This window comes from Serratia sp. H1w, assembly GCF_000633355.1.
GTDB lineage: Bacteria > Pseudomonadota > Gammaproteobacteria > Enterobacterales > Enterobacteriaceae > Chania.
In genome coordinates this window covers 91,347-108,716 of sequence record NZ_AYMQ01000045.1, presented here as the reverse complement: position 1 = coordinate 108,716, position 17,370 = coordinate 91,347, and the positions used below count along the sequence as shown (strand labels likewise).

The 17,370-nt window shown below is 55.5% G+C and carries 15 protein-coding genes and 4 tRNA genes; 5 read left to right on the top strand and 14 right to left on the bottom strand.

The genetic code is table 11. The annotated features are described in order from the left end of the window. Positions 1-100 precede the first annotated feature (100 nt). The 6 genes from uvrD to U869_RS0109100 all read right to left on the bottom strand — a co-directional run bounded on the left by uvrD (position 101) and on the right by U869_RS0109100 (position 5,755). Complete coding sequence (gene uvrD / locus U869_RS0109125) at positions 101-2,263, bottom strand: DNA helicase II (RefSeq protein WP_025118997.1); 2,163 nt, start codon at positions 2,261-2,263, stop codon at positions 101-103. A gap of 78 nt (positions 2,264-2,341) precedes the next feature. Continuing rightward, complete coding sequence (gene yigB, locus U869_RS0109120) at positions 2,342-3,058, bottom strand: 5-amino-6-(5-phospho-D-ribitylamino)uracil phosphatase YigB (RefSeq protein WP_025118998.1); 717 nt, start codon at positions 3,056-3,058, stop codon at positions 2,342-2,344. Next, positions 3,058-3,969 carry a tyrosine recombinase XerC gene (xerC, locus tag U869_RS0109115; RefSeq protein ID WP_025118999.1) on the bottom strand — a complete coding sequence of 304 codons (912 nt, stop codon included), beginning with the start codon at positions 3,967-3,969 and terminating at the stop codon, positions 3,058-3,060. The genes yigB and xerC overlap by 1 nt, the downstream gene beginning before the upstream one ends. Then, the gene (locus tag U869_RS0109110) at positions 3,966-4,670 is read right to left on the bottom strand and encodes a DUF484 domain-containing protein (protein ID WP_025119000.1); all 705 of its coding nucleotides are present in this window, start codon (positions 4,668-4,670) and stop codon (positions 3,966-3,968) included. The genes xerC and U869_RS0109110 overlap by 4 nt, the downstream gene beginning before the upstream one ends. Beyond that, a complete protein-coding gene (gene dapF / locus U869_RS0109105) occupies positions 4,667-5,491 on the bottom strand; it encodes a diaminopimelate epimerase (protein WP_025119001.1) in 825 nt (274 codons plus the stop codon). Before dapF ends, U869_RS0109110 begins: the two co-directional genes overlap by 4 nt. Positions 5,492-5,560: 69 nt before the next feature. Then, a complete protein-coding gene (locus tag U869_RS0109100; protein WP_304412823.1) occupies positions 5,561-5,755 on the bottom strand; it encodes a lipoprotein in 195 nt (64 codons plus the stop codon). Between the two features lie 77 nt (positions 5,756-5,832). Between U869_RS0109100 and cyaY the strand changes: the two genes are divergently transcribed. Then, a complete protein-coding gene (gene cyaY, locus U869_RS0109095) occupies positions 5,833-6,153 on the top strand; it encodes an iron donor protein CyaY (RefSeq protein WP_025119003.1) in 321 nt (106 codons plus the stop codon). Positions 6,154-6,192: 39 nt separating this feature from the next. On the opposite strand, the gene U869_RS0109090 is transcribed toward cyaY, so the two are convergent. Then, positions 6,193-8,751 carry a class I adenylate cyclase gene (locus tag U869_RS0109090; protein WP_025119004.1) on the bottom strand — a complete coding sequence of 853 codons (2,559 nt, stop codon included), beginning with the start codon at positions 8,749-8,751 and terminating at the stop codon, positions 6,193-6,195. A 314-nt stretch (positions 8,752-9,065) separates the two neighbouring features. Between U869_RS0109090 and hemC the strand changes: the two genes are divergently transcribed. The 4 genes from hemC to hemY are packed head-to-tail and all read left to right on the top strand — an operon-like array spanning position 9,066 to position 13,088. After that, entirely contained in the window at positions 9,066-10,007 is a 942-nt protein-coding gene (hemC, locus tag U869_RS0109085) for a hydroxymethylbilane synthase (protein ID WP_025119005.1), read from the top strand. Beyond that, entirely contained in the window at positions 10,004-10,744 is a 741-nt protein-coding gene (hemD, locus tag U869_RS0109080; RefSeq protein ID WP_025119006.1) for a uroporphyrinogen-III synthase, read from the top strand. The genes hemC and hemD overlap by 4 nt, the downstream gene beginning before the upstream one ends. Positions 10,745-10,766: 22 nt before the next feature. Beyond that, complete coding sequence (gene hemX / locus U869_RS0109075) at positions 10,767-11,891, top strand: uroporphyrinogen-III C-methyltransferase (protein ID WP_025119007.1); 1,125 nt, start codon at positions 10,767-10,769, stop codon at positions 11,889-11,891. Positions 11,892-11,894: 3 nt separating this feature from the next. Continuing rightward, positions 11,895-13,088, top strand: coding sequence for a protoheme IX biogenesis protein HemY (gene hemY / locus U869_RS0109070; protein ID WP_025119008.1), 1,194 nt, complete (start codon positions 11,895-11,897; stop codon positions 13,086-13,088). 656 nt (positions 13,089-13,744) lie between these two features. Here hemY and U869_RS32180 read toward each other — a convergent pair. The 7 genes from U869_RS32180 to wecG form a co-directional block, all read right to left on the bottom strand. Then, positions 13,745-13,993, bottom strand: a complete 249-nt coding sequence (locus U869_RS32180; protein WP_157834727.1) for a hypothetical protein — start codon at positions 13,991-13,993, stop codon at positions 13,745-13,747. A gap of 240 nt (positions 13,994-14,233) precedes the next feature. After that, positions 14,234-14,310: transfer RNA gene (locus U869_RS0109055), tRNA-Pro, on the bottom strand. A gap of 76 nt (positions 14,311-14,386) precedes the next feature. Continuing rightward, positions 14,387-14,473 (bottom strand) — tRNA-Leu (locus U869_RS0109050). A 47-nt stretch (positions 14,474-14,520) separates the two neighbouring features. After that, positions 14,521-14,596, bottom strand: a tRNA-His gene (locus U869_RS0109045). A 70-nt stretch (positions 14,597-14,666) separates the two neighbouring features. Continuing rightward, a tRNA-Arg gene (locus U869_RS0109040) sits at positions 14,667-14,743 on the bottom strand. Positions 14,744-14,878: 135 nt separating this feature from the next. Continuing rightward, positions 14,879-16,282 carry an amino acid permease gene (locus tag U869_RS0109035; RefSeq protein ID WP_025119010.1) on the bottom strand — a complete coding sequence of 468 codons (1,404 nt, stop codon included), beginning with the start codon at positions 16,280-16,282 and terminating at the stop codon, positions 14,879-14,881. Positions 16,283-16,626: 344 nt separating this feature from the next. Further along, positions 16,627-17,367 carry a lipopolysaccharide N-acetylmannosaminouronosyltransferase gene (gene wecG / locus U869_RS0109030; protein ID WP_025119011.1) on the bottom strand — a complete coding sequence of 247 codons (741 nt, stop codon included), beginning with the start codon at positions 17,365-17,367 and terminating at the stop codon, positions 16,627-16,629. Between the last annotated feature and the right edge of the window lie 3 nt (positions 17,368-17,370).

Here is a 17,370-nt window from a genome sequence, read left to right as displayed (position 1 = left end):
ACGGTGCCGTAATCAGGTACCGTGTTCAGGTAAATTCAGCAACGGATAGCGAACTCGATCGGTCCCCTCGCCCTTTGGGAGAGGGTTAGGGTGAGGGGAGTTACACCGTTTCCAGCTTGGCGTAAGCGGCAACCAGCCACTTGATGCCTTCCCCCTGAAACGCAATCTGCAACCGGCTGTGTTCACCGCTACCTTCCAGATTGACGATAGTCCCCTCGCCAAACTTGGCATGGCGCACACGCTGGCCCAGTTTGTAGCCGGTATCGTTTTCACTGATCGGTGTCCCCATCCGGCGGTGGCTCACCGAGCGGGATACGCTGGCGCGCAGGCGCACTTCCTCTACGCAATCCTCTGGGATCTCACCGATAAAGCGTGATGGCCGGTGATACACCTCTTTGCCATACAGGCGGCGCGTTTCCGCATAGGTCAGCGTCAGTTTTTGCATGGCACGGGTCAGGCCCACATAGGCCAGACGGCGTTCCTCTTCCAGGCGGCCGCCTTCGTCCAGCGACATCTGGCTTGGGAACATGCCCTCTTCCATCCCAACGATAAATACCTGGCGGAACTCCAGCCCTTTGGCCGAGTGCAGAGTCATCAGTTGCACCGCATCCTGATAGGCATCTGCCTGCCCTTCCCCCGCCTCCAGTGCGGCATGGGACAGGAAAGCCTGCAACGGCATCAGATCCTGGTCTTCATCCTGATAGCTGTATTGGCGGGTGGCCGTGACCAGTTCCTCAAGGTTTTCGATACGCGCCTGGCCTTTCTCGCCCTTTTCCTGCTCATACATGATAAACAGCCCGGAATCGCGGATCACCCGGTCGGTTTGCACATGCAGCGGCATTTCGGCTGTTTCGTGGGCCAGTGAGTCCACCAGTTCCAGAAAACGCTGCAAGGAGGACGCTGCGCGGCCCGCCAGCACCTTATCTTGCAGTAGCGCACGCGTAGCCTGCCACAACGTCAGTTGGCGGTCTCGTGCCGTCTGGCGCACTACGTCGAGGGTACGATCGCCAATGCCGCGCGTAGGGGTGTTAACCACGCGCTCAAAGGCCGCATCGTCGTTGCGGTTGGCGATCAGCCGCAGATAGGCCAATGCGTCCTTGATCTCCTGGCGTTCGAAGAAGCGCATGCCGCCATAAATGCGGTATGGCATCGACGTTTGCAGCAAGGCTTCTTCCAGCACGCGCGATTGGGCGTTACTGCGATACAGAATGGCGCAGTCGTTCAATGCGCCACCGTTGTCTTGCCAAGCCTTGATGCGGTTAACCACAAAACGGGCTTCATCCAGCTCATTAAATGCACAATAAATCGAGATCGGCTCGCCTTCGGCCCCTTCGGTCCACAGGTTTTTGCCCATGCGACCATCGTTATTGGCTATCAGGGTGTTGGCCGCCTTCAGGATAGTGCTGGTTGAACGGTAATTCTGCTCCAGGCGCACCGTTTCTGCACCGGGGAAATCCTTCAGGAAACGCTGGATGTTTTCTACCTGCGCACCACGCCAGCCGTAGATCGACTGGTCATCATCCCCTACGATCATCACGTTGGCCTTATCCCCGGCCAGCATGAGGATCCAGGCGTACTGAATACGGTTGGTGTCCTGGAATTCGTCCACCAGGATGTTGGTGAAGCGCTCGCGGTAATGATTGAGGATATGCGGTTTGTTCAGCCACAGCTCATGGGCGCGCAGCAGCAACTCGGCAAAATCCACCAGCCCCGCCCGATCGCAAGCCTCTTGGTAGGCCTGATAAATCTGCAACCAGGTGGCTTCCACCGGGTTGCCGTAGCTTTCGATATGCTGTGGACGCAGGCCATCGTCTTTCTTGCCGTTGATGTACCACATCGCCTGGCGCGGCGGCCATTGCTTCTCATCAATGTTCAGCGCCCGCACGATGCGTTTCAGCAGACGCAGCTGGTCTTCGCTATCCAGGATCTGGAAGTCCTGCGGCAGGTTGGCATCCATATGGTGAGCACGCAGCAGGCGGTGGGCCAGCCCATGGAAGGTACCGATCCACATACCGCCCTGGCTGGTGCCAATCAGGTGTTCGATACGGTGGCGCATTTCTGCCGCCGCCTTGTTGGTGAACGTCACCGCCATGATGGAATACGGCGAGCAGTTCTCCACCGCCAGTAACCAGGCAATGCGATGCACCAGCACCCGGGTCTTGCCGCTGCCTGCACCGGCCAGCACCAACAGGTTGCTGCGTGGCGCAGCCACGGCTTCGCGTTGTTTTTCATTCATGCTGTCGAGCAGGTCGGAAACGTCCATAGGCACCATTAATAGGTAAAGGGAAAACCCGCCTTCCACGCGTTTTCCACTGGGAATTTATACAGAGTTCTGCTGGGATTATAACAATGCTGTCAGCGATGCCAACTGCGAAATCTCAATATGTGGCAGCAGACGGCTGTCGGCCACCTGCATCAGGCTGCGCTGACGGTCGTTGATCCAGCAGGCTTGCAGGCCGGAACGCAGCGCCCCTGCAACATCGGTGGTCAGATCATCGCCGACGTGCAGAATTTGTTCTGGCGCTATTCCCAGCCTTTCGACCGCCAGTTGATACATATCCTGATACGGTTTGGCACGGCCATCTGGCCCGGAACGCAGCACAAACTGGAAATACGGCTCCAATCCGCATTGGGCCGGGTCGGCATTGCCATTGGTGATCGCCACCAGCGGGAAACGCTGCGCCAACGCCCGAAGGGTGGCATGGGTGGCCTCTGGGACATCGATACGGCTGCGCCACAGGGCAAAGTTCTGCATTGCCGCATCGGCACCGATGGACGCTTCAGCATCGCGTAAACCCTGCCGGCTCAACACCAGATGAACCGCACGCCAGCGCCATTGGGTCACGTCGTGGTAAATCTCCGGATCCTGTTCACGCAGTTCCTGACGCAGGCGATGAAAATCCACCGACTGGAAGTGGCTCAAACCCGGATGGTAGTTCTGCAAAAACGCCACCGACTCATGTTCGGTTTGCTTGATCACCGGACGGTTGTCATACAGCGTATCGTCCAGATCGAAAGTAAGCGCGGCCAGTGGGCGTAACGGACGGTAAAAGTGCATCAGGATTTCCCTCGTTTGGCGCGTGGATGCGCGGCATCGTACACGTTGGCCAGATGTTGAAAGTCGAGGTGGGTATAAATTTGCGTGGTGGTCAGGTTGGCGTGCCCCAGCAACTCCTGTACCGCGCGCAGATCGCCGCTCGATTCCAGCATATGGGTAGCAAAGGAGTGGCGCAGCTTGTGCGGATGGATATGGCTGTTGACGCCCTGCTTGACGCCCCACTCGGCAAAGCGTTTTTGCACATTACGCGCCGAGATGCGCTTGCCCTGGTTGGAGAGGAACATGGCATCATCCTGCGGCGCAAACAGATCGCGCAACGCCAGCCAGTGTTCCAGCCAGTTGACCGCCATACGGCCAATCGGTAATTTGCGTTCTTTACTGCCTTTCCCCAGCACCCAGATTTCACCACCAGCCAGATCGACATGGCGGCAATCCAATCCCACCAGCTCGGCCAGACGCAGCCCGGCACCGTACATCACCTCCAGCATCGCGCGATCGCGAACCGCCAGCGGATCGTTCAGATCGATGTTCAGCAACTGGTTCATTTCATCGACATCGATATTCTTGGGCAAATGGCGACCACTGCGTGGCGTGCGGATGCCTTTGGCAGGATTGGCGCTTATCACGCCCTGGCCGACCAGCCAGTCGAGGAAGCTGCGTAATGCCGACAAGCGCAGCGCCAGGCTGGAAGACTGCAACCCGGCACGCTTACTGCGGGCCGCCAGTTGACGCACTCTGGCGGCATCCAACATCGGCCATTCGCTGACGCCCAGCTCGCTCGCCATGACGATTAACGCCTGCAACTGGCGCGAATAGCTGATCTGGGTCAGTGGGCTGAGCTGGTGCTCCACCTTCAAGTAACGCAGGAAAGCGTCCACCGGCGGTTGCAGGTTGGCCGCTACGCTGGTCATGCGCGTTCTATCCAGCGTTCCAGCAGTTTTGGCAACATGCGCGCCAGTTGGCCGAGCATCACGGTGCCCATCCCCTGCTGATAATGTTGGGGATCACGGCTGCTGAAGATCACCATGCCAAGCTCGCCCTGCTCGCCCATCAACGATAACGCCACGGAGCCGACCTGTTTGGCCTGCGGTAACAGCAGTAGCAACTCGGGGCCATTGAGGCTACCGAGATAATGATAGCGATCGCCCAGGCGCTGAATGCGCAGCGGCTCAAACGCCGAAGGAGTCAGGCCAAGGTGGGTGAAATCCGACGGCGCGCCAATATTCCAGCGATCGCTAAACAGGCGGATATTCGCCCCTGCCAGCCCAAACCCGCGCGCCCAACGCTGCAAGCGGTTGAGCATGTCTTGCAGGCTGCTGGCGGTGGCCAGATCGGCCTGTAGGTGCAGCAGGCTGCCAAACAACGTTTCGTTGGCGCTGGCCTGCTCCATCAGCAAGGTGATCTCTTCTTCCAACTGAGTGATTTGGTTGCGCTGACGCGCCAGATGCCACTCCACCAGCGATACCGTACCGCGCACCGGGTGAGGCACTCGCATCTGTTCAACCAGCCGTGCATTGCGCATAAAGAAGTCCGGATTCTGCATCAGATACTGCATCACCGTCTCATCATCCAGCTCAATGCCCGTGGCTATCTGATCGTCGACCTGCTTCATAAATGAATAAATCCGTCATAAACATGGGTGGCCGGGCCGGTCATAAATAACGGTTCCCCTGGCCCTTTCCAGCGAATATGCAGGCTGCCGCCGGGCAGTTCGACATGAACTTCCTCTGACAATAGCTCCTGCACAATACCCACCGCTACGGCAGCACAGGCACCGCTACCGCAAGCCTGGGTTTCACCCGCGCCGCGTTCGTAAACCCGCAGTTTGATGTGCTCACGGCTGACGACCTGCATAAAGCCGATGTTGGCGCGTTCCGGGAAACGCTCGTGCCCTTCCAGTACCGGCCCCAGCAGCTCCACCTTGGCGGTTTTCACATCGTCCACTTGCAGCACGCAATGCGGATTGCCCATAGAGACTACACCGCACAGTACCGTATGCTCCGCCGCACGCATGATGTAGGTTTTTTCTTCTTTGGTGGCGCGGAATGGCACTATCTGCGGATCGAAGTTCGGCTCACCCATATTGACGCTGACCAGGTCATCATCGGTGACGCTCAAGATCATGCGCCCGGTCTGGGTACTGACGCGGATATCACGTTTGTTGGTCAACCCTTTCAAGCGCACAAAGCGGGCAAAGCAGCGGGCACCGTTGCCACACTGAGCCACTTCGCTACCGTCGGCATTGAAAATGCGGTAATGAAAATCGAGTTCGGGATCGTAAGGCGGTTCTACCACCAACAGCTGGTCGAAACCCACACCCAAATGCCGATCGGCCAGGCGGCGGATCAGCTCAGGTGAAAAGTAGACGTTCTGTGTAACGGCATCGACCACCATAAAGTCGTTGCCCAAACCGTGCATTTTGGAGAACTGCATATCATACTCCGCTATCTGGACGACGTACCGTCTGATATTTATGGCGGCATCAGCCACCATAAATGCTCATTACTGGTTGTTCATCGACGGTTGCTGCTGAGTGCCAGCGGGTTCTTGTTGGTTTTTGCTTACGGTACCGACACTGGTCACCGGTTGCTCTGCCGGTTTGTCCTTCGGCGGAAAATACAGCGGGCCCTTCAGGCCACAGCCAGAGAGCCCGGCCAGCAATACGGCCATCAGCGCATAGCGTAGTTGTTTTTTCATTTGCATTAATGCCTGTAATTCATGCGTCCAAGCTCACTATAATCGCAGGTGGATCATGAAAAGCAATAGGAATGATTATGAACGATAGCGAGTTTCATCAGTTGGCCGACCAACTGATGCTGAATATTGAACAGACCCTGGACGATTTTGACGGCGATGCGGACATCGATTACGAAACCAACGGTGGCGTGATGACGCTCAGCTTCGAAAACGGCAGCAAGATTGTGATCAACCGTCAGGAGCCGTTACACCAGGTGTGGCTGGCCACCAAGACCGGAGGCTATCACTTCAGTTATCGTGACGAGAGCTGGCAATGCGATCGCAGCGGCCGGGAGTTTTACGAGTTGCTTAGCGAGGCAGCCAGCACCCAGTCCGGTGAGACGCTCAGCTTTAGCTGAGTTCTGCTGATAGGGCGCATACTGCTGCGCCCTCATGTTTTAGTGCAGTTGGAATTGCTGCTTCAGAGGCTGCGCTAGATTGCCGTCGGCGACCGTGACGCACAGGTTCGACAAGGCATTGCTGCGGAATGGGATCACCTGGGTGCGGCCATCCAGATGCACAATCTGATAGAACTGCGGCAGGTTGAAGTTGATAAAGCTGGAGCCGTAGGTAAAGCGATCGTGTGAGGAGGAGTAGAAACGGCTGACGTCGCGCACCAACTCCTCTTTGCTCCCTTCACAATGGTGATAAACCTCAACCCGGTTCGACTCGTCCAGAATGTAGATATTGAAGCCTTTGTCATCCGTGGTGTCTTCGAAGAAGAACTGGATGATCCCCTCGCTGGCAAAACCATCGACTACCGGCGGCAAATGCACCTGATCGGTTTCGACCTTGATCGACAGGCCATGCAGTTTGTTGTTGGAGATCGCCCCGTAGAACTCCACGGCGTTTTCCAGCTTCTGCACCGATACGCTCAGGCGTTCAAAGAACAGGCCCCAGGTTTGCCCTGCCACACGCACCGCTTTAAAGCGGCCCGGCTCAAGACGGGTGCTGGAAAGGCGCAGCTCAATACACTCGGAAACCAGTTGCTGAATGCGGGTACGGATCAGGCCACGCAGGTGTTGGCTATAGCAGAACACTTCCACCGACTCTGGCGGAGCGGCATCCTGGTGCATCTTGCCAAGAATGGTCTTCAACGCTTCCAGCACCGACTGCTCACCGCTGAAATGCAGGGTACGCACTTCGTTCCACGAGTTGCGATACAACAGATCGATACTGCCAACCAGGCACTGTTGCTGCTGGCCAAAGCTGAACACGTCCAGCTTACGGAAATCGAAATGCACCACCTGATTGCGGAAAGCCGCCGTCGGGTCGTTTTCCAGGTTGACGATAATCGCCAGATGGCGGATTTCACATGGACTGTAGAGCGCTTTCGGCGTAGGTGCGGCCAAACGCAGCGGGAAATGGTGCGACACATCGGCAACCAGTTCTTGCAGTTTGGCAGTGTCGCAGATATTGCCGCTCTTGATATGCAAGCGGGTGCGCGACGTGAGCAGGCCGTTGAAATAGGCCCAGGCGACCAGCTTGTTCAGATAGCGGTTATATTCCAGCGGCTGATGGCTGACGATCGAGCTCATCTCCGGTGCCTGGTTATACAGGTACCAGCCGGTGCGGTTGGCGCGGCCAACCGGCACGTGAATAAAGGTCAGATCGTTTTCTGACAGGTCTGGTGAAATCTGTGGGTTAACCAGCGTGACCTTACCCGGTAGCGCTTCAAAGGCAGCGTACAGTTTACGGGTCAGCACCCCGATATCCTGCGGGCTGGCGCTGACGCTGAGGTTGTTGCGCCGAGCGAAACGGATCAGGTTGCGATAGCTTTGCATCATCGCATCCAGCAGTTCGTTATGGGCTTCGCGCACCCGTTCGATCTTCCAGTTGGCCCGGTTATCGAGGATCTCCAACCGCTCTGCGTCCCAGCCCCATTCACTGACCAACTGGCTGAGAATTTCGCGCCGCCAACCGATACTGGCGTTGTTGGTCAGCGACAGCTTCTCGCAGACCTTCAGATAGAAGCAGCGGCGAACCAGATCCAGACGGGTGGTATCGTTGATTTCGGTCAGGTAGTGGGTGACGCGCTCCAGCATCATGCAGTAAGCATCAAGGCCGAAACAGACGATCTCACCCTGGTGCAGACGATGTTTGATCCCCATCGCCAGCAGCTGAGTTTTGGGGTATTCCCACGAATAGGCTTCGAGCAGCAGCGTTTTCAGCACCGCCTTGTACGGCGAATCGATGCTCTTATACAACTGCCACAGGCTGGCACCGAAATACTCTTCGGCAGAGAGCGTGCTCAATCCACCGAGATCCAGCCACTCATTCGGGGTTAACACACCCTGGGAATACAGCGACAGCACGTACTCATCGTAATGCGCTTCTTCTTCGCCCGGCACCATGTTCCACAGGATACGTTTCCCCGCCAGGCGCACGGCCGTGCGGTAGAACTCATCGAGCAACAGGATATGTTGGGTCGACCCGCAGTCTTCACCGCCCAGGCTGCCACTTTCGTTATGACGGAAGCGGTTTTCGCCGATCAGGAAGAAGCTGACTTCCACCCCCATCGAGGCCGCCCATTTCTCCAGCAGGCTACATTTCTGCTGTAAGCGGTTGCGTTCTTCGTTGTCCAGCCAGGATTGGTGACAGACCCAGATATCGAGATCCGACGTACAGCTCTGGCCGATCGAGGAGGTACTCCCCATAGAGTAAAGCGCGGTTATCGGCAGTTCACCCGTGGCCATCTTTTCAAACGGGCTGCCCCATTTGTCTTCTAAATCATTGAGATAAGCTTGCTGGGTTTCATCAGGCGTGTAGATACAGATGCCATGGGGAACGTTACCGTTGAGGTAGCCCGGCATCAGTGGATGATGGTGGTGCAATAAGGTAGGCAGCAGACTGTAGACCCGTTGGAACGCGGGCTTCATGGCCGCCAGGGCACGATCGACACGTAGTTGGTTGATCGCATCCAGTCTTTGTTTCAGTGTCTCGATGTAGAGGTACAAGACGTCTCGCCTGATTATCCCGATGCTTGAAAAAAACCCGTATTCCCGCTGCGTCTTTAGTTTAGAAGAATATTTGACGACTTATTGCTGGAAACGTGATCAATCTAACACCTTGCTGATTGACCGTAAAGGAGGTAAAGCTCCACACTTACCGTAGCGCTTCTATAAACGATTTACTCGCAGTGTGAACTACCGCCAACTTTCCCTCACGTCCCTTTGATTCCGTTGTCCTTTCTCCGCCTGTGGCTTCTTGCACTGACAGTTTTCGTCCTCAGTGGTAGGATGGACGGCGAATTATAAAAACGGTAACCAGCATGTTAGACAAAATTATTCGAATTGCCACCCGTCAGAGCCCACTTGCCCTCTGGCAAGCACACTATGTTCAGCAGCGCCTGATGGCTAGCCATCCGGGCTTGCAGGTCGAGCTGGTGCCAATGGTCACGCGCGGCGACATCATTCTGGATACGCCGCTGGCCAAGGTTGGCGGTAAGGGCCTGTTCGTCAAAGAACTTGAGCTGGCGCTGCTGGAAGGCCGGGCGGATATTGCCGTGCACTCGATGAAAGACGTCCCCGTCGATTTCCCTGAAGGTCTGGGATTAGTCACCATCTGCGAACGTGACGATCCGCGCGATGCTTTCGTTTCTAACAACTTTGCCTCGCTCGACCAACTGCCGCTGGGCAGCGTGGTGGGTACCTCCAGCCTGCGCCGTCAGTGCCAGCTGCGTCGTCGTCGCCCGGATCTGATCGTGCGCGATCTGCGGGGCAACGTCGGCACCCGCCTGGGCAAGCTGGATAACGGAGATTACGATGCAATTATTCTGGCTGTAGCCGGATTAAAACGCCTGGGCCTGGAACAGCGTATCCGTTCCCCGCTGAGCGCTGAAGAATCCTTGCCTGCGGTCGGTCAGGGGGCGGTGGGTATCGAATGCCGCCTTGACGATGACGTCACCCGCGCCTTACTGGCTCCGCTCAACCACCGCGAAACCGAAATTCGTGTCCGTGCCGAGCGTGCCATGAACACACGACTGGAAGGCGGATGCCAGGTTCCGATCGGCAGCTATGCCGAACTGGTAGGCGACGAGCTGTGGTTACGCGCGCTGGTGGGCGCTCCCGACGGCAGCCAGATGGTCTGCGGTGAACGCCGTGGCCCGTCGGCACAGGCAGAGCAAATGGGCGTAGAACTGGCAGAAGAACTGTTGGCCGCCGGTGCCCGCGAGATCCTGCATGACGTTTACCAGGGAAATCCTCCTGCATGACCATTCTGGTAACCCGCCCTTCTCCCGCTGGAGAGCAACTGGTGAGCCGCCTGCGCGCACTTGGCCGGGTTGCCTTTCATGTGCCGCTGATCGACTTCGCACCCGGTAACGATCTTGCCCGCTTGCCTCAGGGGCTGGCCGGATTGCACACTGGCGATTTGGTGTTTGCCCTGTCACAGCACGCCGTCAGCTATGCCAGTTCGGTGATCAACCGTGCCGGGCTTCAATGGCCTGGCCAGTTGTCCTATTATGCTATTGGCCGTACCACCGCGCTGGCAATGCACCGCATCAGCAGCCTGCCGGTAGAATACCCGCGTGAACGTGAGATCAGCGAGATGCTGCTGCTAATGCCGGCATTACAAAAGCTTGCCGGTAAACAGGCGTTGATCATGCGGGGCAACGGGGGCCGTGAACTGCTCGGCGACACGCTGGCTGAGCGCGGCGCGGCGGTAAGCTATTATGAGTGTTATCAACGCAGCCCGGTGCACTATGATGGCAGTGAGCAAAGCGCGCACTGGCAACGCGCCGGTATCGATACGCTGGTAGTGACCAGCGGCGAAATGTTACAACAGCTCTATACTTTAGTTCCTGATTACTATCGTTCTTCGTGGCTGTTACGTTGCCGCCTGGTCGTGGTCAGTGAACGTCTTGCTACCCTTGCCCAGGAGCTGGGCTGGAGCACGATTCGGGTAGCTGAAAACGCAGATAATGACGCGCTGATCCGCGCGCTACAATAACCTGACTATGGGATGTGCCACTATGACGGAACAAAACACTCCATCCGCCGCGGTTGAAGAATCAAACCCAGCGGTTGAGAGCCCCCAGAAGCCAGCCGCTGACAACCGGAAAGGTAAAAATACCGGCCCGGTATTAGGTGCGATTGCCATCGTGCTGGTCATCGCTCTGGGTGCTGGCGGCTATTATCACACGCACCAGCAGGCGCAGACATTGATCGCCGCTAACCAGGCTTTGCAGCAACAGCTGGCAGAAATGAAACAAAGCCAGCAGCAGGAAAAGAGCGCGCTGGAAGGCTTGCTGCAACAGCAAGGTAAAACGCTGGAGGCTGCCGATCGCGAGCAAACCACGTTGGTCCGTCAGCTCAATGAGCTGCAAGAAAAAGTAGCCACGATTTCCGGCAGCGATGCCAAGACCTGGCTGCTGGCGCAGGCAGACTTCCTGGTGAAAATGGCGGGCCGTAAACTGTGGAGCGATCAGGATGTCACCACCGCGGCCGCACTGCTGAAAAGCGCCGACGCCAGCCTGGCAGAGATGAACGATCCGAGTCTGCTCGATATTCGCCGCGCCATCACTGAAGATGTCGGCACCCTCTCAGCCGTAGCCCAGGTGGATTTTGACGGCATCATCCTCAAGGTCAACCAACTGTCCAATCAGGTCGACGACCTGCGTCTGGCGGATAATAACCGTGACGAACGGCCAATGGACGAAGACGACGGCGAACTGTCCAGTTCATTGAGCGAATGGCGCCAAAACCTGACCAAAAGCTGGCACAACTTTATGGCGGACTTTATTACCGTCCGCCGTCGTGATAGCAGTGCTGAACCACTGCTGGCACCGAATCAGGATATCTACCTGCGCGAGAATATCCGTTCGCGCCTACTGGTTGCCGCACAGGCGATCCCTCGCCATCAGAACGAAGTGTATAAACAGTCGCTGGAAACGGTATCGACCTGGGTACGCGCCTACTTCGATACTACCGATCCGGCCACCAAGGCGTTTCTGGAAGAGTTGGGCAACCTGAGTCAGCAATCCATCTCAATGGACGTGCCAGGCCAGCTGAAAAGCCAGCCGATGCTGGAAAAACTGATGCAGACCCGGGTACGTAATCTGTTGGCCCAGGCCCCTGCCACTCACCAGGAGGGATAAGCCATGTTACGCGTGTTATTCCTGTTCCTGGTGCTGATCGCCAGCCTGGTGCTGGGGCCGATGCTGGCCGGCCATCAAGGCTATGTGCTGATCCAGACCGACAATTACAACGTTGAGACCAGCGTCACCGGCCTGGTGATTATGGCCGTGCTACTGTTCCTGGCGCTGTTTGTCATCGAATGGATCCTGCGCCGCGTGTTCCGTACCGGAGCGCGTACCCGTGGCTGGTTCCTTGGCCGCAAGCGCAGCCGCGCACGTAAACAAACCAAAGCTGCGCTGATCAAACTGGCGGAAGGCGATTACAAGCAGGTCGAAAAACTACTGACCCGTAATGCCGATCATGCCGAACAACCCGTGGTTAACTACCTGCTGGCGGCGGAAGCAGCGCAACAACGTGGTGATGACTTCCGTACCAATCAATATCTGGAACGTGCCGCCGAAGCGGCTGACACCGATCAGTTACCGGTAGACATTACTCGCGTGCGTATTCAACTGGCGCAGGGCGAAGCCCATGCGGCACGGCACGGCGTCGATCGCTTGCTGAATCAGGCACCGCGCCACCCGGAAGTGCTGCGGCTGGCGGAGCAGGCCTATCTGCGCACCGGTGCCTATGCCTCGCTGCTGGAAATTCTGCCTTCGATGAACAAAATCAGTCTACACAGCGAAGAAGAGCTTCAAGCTTTACAGCAGCAGGCTTATATCGGTCTGATGAATCAGGCTATGGCCGATGAAGGCAGTGAAGGGTTGAAACGTTGGTGGAAAGATCAGAGCCGTAAAATCCGCCACGAAATCCCGCTTCAGGTCGCGATGGTAGAACACCTTATTGAGTGTAATGACCATGAACTGGCACAAAGCATCGTGCTGGACGGTCTGAAACGCCAATACGATGAGCGGCTGGTGCTGCTGATCCCGCGCATCAAGTCCGGCAACCCGGAGCAGTTGGAAAAAGTGTTACGCCAACAGATCAAACAGCATGGCGCGACGCCGTTGCTCAACAGCACGCTGGGCCAGTTACTGATGAAGCACGGCGAATGGCAGCAAGCCAGCGATGCGTTCCATGCCGCGCTGCAACAGCGGCCAGATGCCTACGACTACGCCTGGTTGGCCGACGCACTGGATAAACTGCATCGCTCAGATGAAGCCACACAGATGCGCCGTGAAGGGCTGATGTTAACGCTCAAGCAAAACGGCGAATAACTCTCGCCTCGTTTAACCGGGCTCAGCATACGTGCTGGGCCCTTTTTTTCGCCTGAAACTTTCCTTAAGGCAAAAAAAAACACTTGCCGCGAGACAAGTGTATAAAAGAAGCAATCAGGTCTAGGACAACTGGGGTGGTGCCTCACTCAACGTTTTGCCCTGAGTGTGATGAAGCCGTTGCAAGCAACCCTTTCATCGTTCTGGTGGGCAATAGGCACCCTAAAATCGGCTCTGCATCATTCCTGGGTTTATGAGGCCTAAGGCGAACATAAGAAGTGGAATGAGCATCTACGCTAGAGATAATGCACTTGGCGTGCCAACTTTCGATTAGTGGGGGTTATAAACAGACAATAAACGCATCATGTTGAATTTAAAAGGTTTAAAACACCTCCCGTTTAACCCCTTATTTTTGTCTGCCCGCACGCTGCTTTTAACCTCATAACGGAACCTGTCGCCTTAAAACGACGCGTGAGTGACAAGTCTTTTTTATTGTTTTAAATCATTAAGTTAAATGTATCAAACTAACGACAAAGGGCATACACAGAAAGGGGAAAAGGAGACAGGTCAGAAATGCGTCGGGTTTGCCATCAACCAGCCACTCAAGAAAATGACGGCTTTTAAAATAAAACAACGGTTTAATATTTTTGTGAGTTACATCACAAAATGCTTGATCGAATTAGCGGCCAGGTGTAGCCTATTTGTGTGACGTGAATCACATTATCAATGACTCTCTGGAGACTGCCACTATGAAACTGATTAACAAAATCATCACCGCTTTCAACAACGTAGACTTCTCTTTCGGCACCATCAATCTCTGATTGCGCAGAAACTTTAGCTAGAAGTAAAACGACCAATCTTTGGGGCAACGCTGGCATGAAGCCGATGTGCTCCAGAAGTCGTTGCATTGTTTACCCCATTCCTTGCCCAGCCACATTCCCTGCGTTACCTCTCTGCTTAGTTCTGATAATTTCCTTTAAAAACAAAATTATTCAGCTTTGAAGTCATCTGTATAACCTCACCCCAACCCTCTCCCAAAGGGAGAGGGAGCTAGTTCAGCATCGTTGGCGGGTGCGTAGGGGCGCCGCATGCTGCGCCCGTATGATAGACGTAAAAAAGCCCGCTTTAAAAGCGGGCTTTCTTGAAATTGGTCGGCGAGAGAGGATTCGAACCTCCGACCCACTGGTCCCAAACCAGTTGCGCTACCAAGCTGCGCTACTCGCCGATTTCTTGTTGCTGATACTACTGAATTTCTAAGCTTATGTCTATGTAAATATTAAATTTATCAGACATTTTGTGTGTGGTGCGAAGAGAGGGACTTGAACCCTCACGTCCGTAAGAACACTAACACCTGAAGCTAGCGCGTCTACCAATTCCGCCACCTTCGCACTGTCACAAAACAGCTTTCAATTCTTTTACTTTACCCTAGGTAAAGTGGGGTGGCTAATGGGGCTCGAACCCACGACAACTGGAATCACAATCCAGGGCTCTACCAACTGAGCTATAGCCACCATAACTACTTTATCTACTACTTACTTCACGCGGTAATCATACCACCGCAGCTCCTGCGCACAAAATTAATGGCGCGCCCGACAGGATTCGAACCTGAGACCTCTGCCTCCGGAGGGCAGCGCTCTATCCAGCTGAGCTACGGGCGCGTAGCGCCGTTGCGGGTGGGGATACTACGGTTTTATGCCCATCCTGTCTAGTGCTTTTTCTCAGAAATGTTGAGTTCGCTGACCCTTTGCTCACTCTTGCAGCAGAAAGGGCCCCGCAGGGCCCTTTTCTAAGAGTTAGCGCTGACTTTCTGTACGCTTTTCAGGCTCATGATGGACTTTGTGCATACCGAACGCAAAGTAGCACAGGCTCACCGCGGCCAGGAAAATCGTCCCTACCAACAACGAAATCCGCGTATCCGGGTTGATGCCCATGCCAACCAGCACACAAATCAGGAAAGCGATGGTCAGGTAGTTCACATAAGGGAACATAAACGACTTGAAGCTATGGGTCTTCATCGCTTCCTTATGAGCACGGCGGAAGTAGATCTGGCTAATCAGCACCACGAACCACGGCATCATGCCCGGCAATACGCTGGCACTGTAGACATACACAAACACCTGCTGAGGATTGGGTATCACATAGTTCAGCGCCGATCCCACCAACAGGCAGATGATGGTAATGGCGATACAGTTGACCGGGACACCGCTGGCCGAAAGTTTGGTCAAGGCCGCAGGCAGTTGGCGGTTCTTGGCCAAGGCATAGAGCATGCGGCCACCGCTATACATGCCGCTGTTACAACCAGAAAGCGCGGCGGTCAGCACCACAAAGTTGATGATACCGGCAGCGGCAACGATACCGATTTTGGCAAAGGTCAGCACAAACGGGCTGCCTGCGGTACCAATACCGTTCCACGGGAAGATGGTGACGATGACAAAGATGGCCCCGACATAGAAAATCAGGATGCGCCACAGAATGTTGTTAATCGCACGCTTGAGCGTCACCTGTGGGTTCTTGGCTTCCCCGGCAGTGATGCCGACCAGTTCCACCCCTTGGTAAGAGGCCACTACAATACATAGCGCAAACAGGAAGCCTTTCCAGCCACCGGCAAAGAAACCGCCGTGAGCCGTCAGGTTGGCAAACCCGGTCGGGTGCCCGCCATTACCGAACCCGAAGAAGATCACCCCCAGTCCCACCAGGATCATGACGATAATGGTGGTGACTTTAATCATGGCAAACCAGAACTCCAACTCACCATACAAACGCACCGCCGCCAGGTTGGCCAGTGCGACCATGGCGACCGCAATTAACGCAGGCAGCCATTGGGGTATCTCTGGGAACCAGAACTGCACATAGACGCCGATAGCCGTGATTTCCGATATCCCCACGGCTAGCCACATAAACCAGTAGCCCCAGGCGGTGAGATAGCCGAAAAAGGGGTTCATGTATTTATGGGCATAGAAGGCGAAGGAACCCGCTACCGGCTCCAGGAACAGCATCTCGCCCATTGAGCGCATGATGAAGAACACAAACAGGCCAGCGATGATATAGGCCAGCAGCACCGAAGGCCCCGCCCATTTCAACGTACTGGCCGATCCCATAAACAGACCTACGCCGATCGTCCCACCCAGGGCGATCAGCTCTATATGCCGGGCTTCCAACCCGCGATGTAAACCTTGTGGTTTTTCTTTGCTTGCCATAAATCCTCAGTCATATTTTTTTGATTGTGTTTGCGTGCCGACTGATGCCGGTCATTATTGTTTTAAACAAGATGAGTGTAATTCATCCCGCGCCAGACAAAACGCAACGTAATGAGCAATCCGCACAATTTAATGGTGAGGAGCTGCCGCTTGGCCTGGGGAAATTTGCGGGCGGTATGGTTTCGCATTTCGCCGCTATAAGCAAACCGCGAATTAAAACCTTATGGAATAAGTGAAGAGGGAATGATTGATCGAGGTTATAGCTATGGCGAAGTTATGGTCGATAGGGAGAATATTTGGGCAAAAACAGAAACTGGAGCAGTGGACCTGCTCCAGCCAGAGGATCACATCTTGCCGGTGTAGTAATAGCCGACGAACTTGAGTAGCCGCAGTTGGCGACGAATACGGCTCGGCTGGCTGAGCAGTCGATACAGCCACTCCAGGCCAAGATTCTGCCACACCTTGGGTGCACGCTTCACATGGCCGGTAAACACGTCATAGGTGCCGCCTACCCCCATATACAACGCTTTTGGATGTACCTTGCGGCAATCCCGCATCAGGATTTCCTGCTTTGGTGAGCCCATCGCTACCGTCACGATTTCCGCGCCGCTGGCACGAATGCGCTCAAACAACGCATCACGTTGTTCCGGCGTGAAATAACCATCCTGGCTACCCACCAGATTCACGTTCCACTGGCTACGCAGCTTCTGCTCGGTCTCTGCCAACACCTCAGGCTTGCCGCCAACCAAAAATACTGGCGTACCTTCCTGCCCGGCGCGCTGCATCATGGCCTCCCACAGATCGGCCCCGGCCACGCGAGACACCTCCGCCCCTGGATATTTACGGCGGATAGAACGCACCATGCTGATCCCGTCGGCATACTTGTACTCCGCTTCATCCAACAGGGCATGCAGCGCCGGATCGGTTTCCGCGTTGAGGATTTTCTCGGCGTTCATCGCCACCAGAGTACCTTGCTTTACCCTGCCACCGTCGAACAGAAAATCCATGCACTGCGCCATGCTGCGAAAGCCCCACAGACTGAAACCGCGCAGCTCATACTTGGGAACCGAAATCTTTGCTTCCATCGT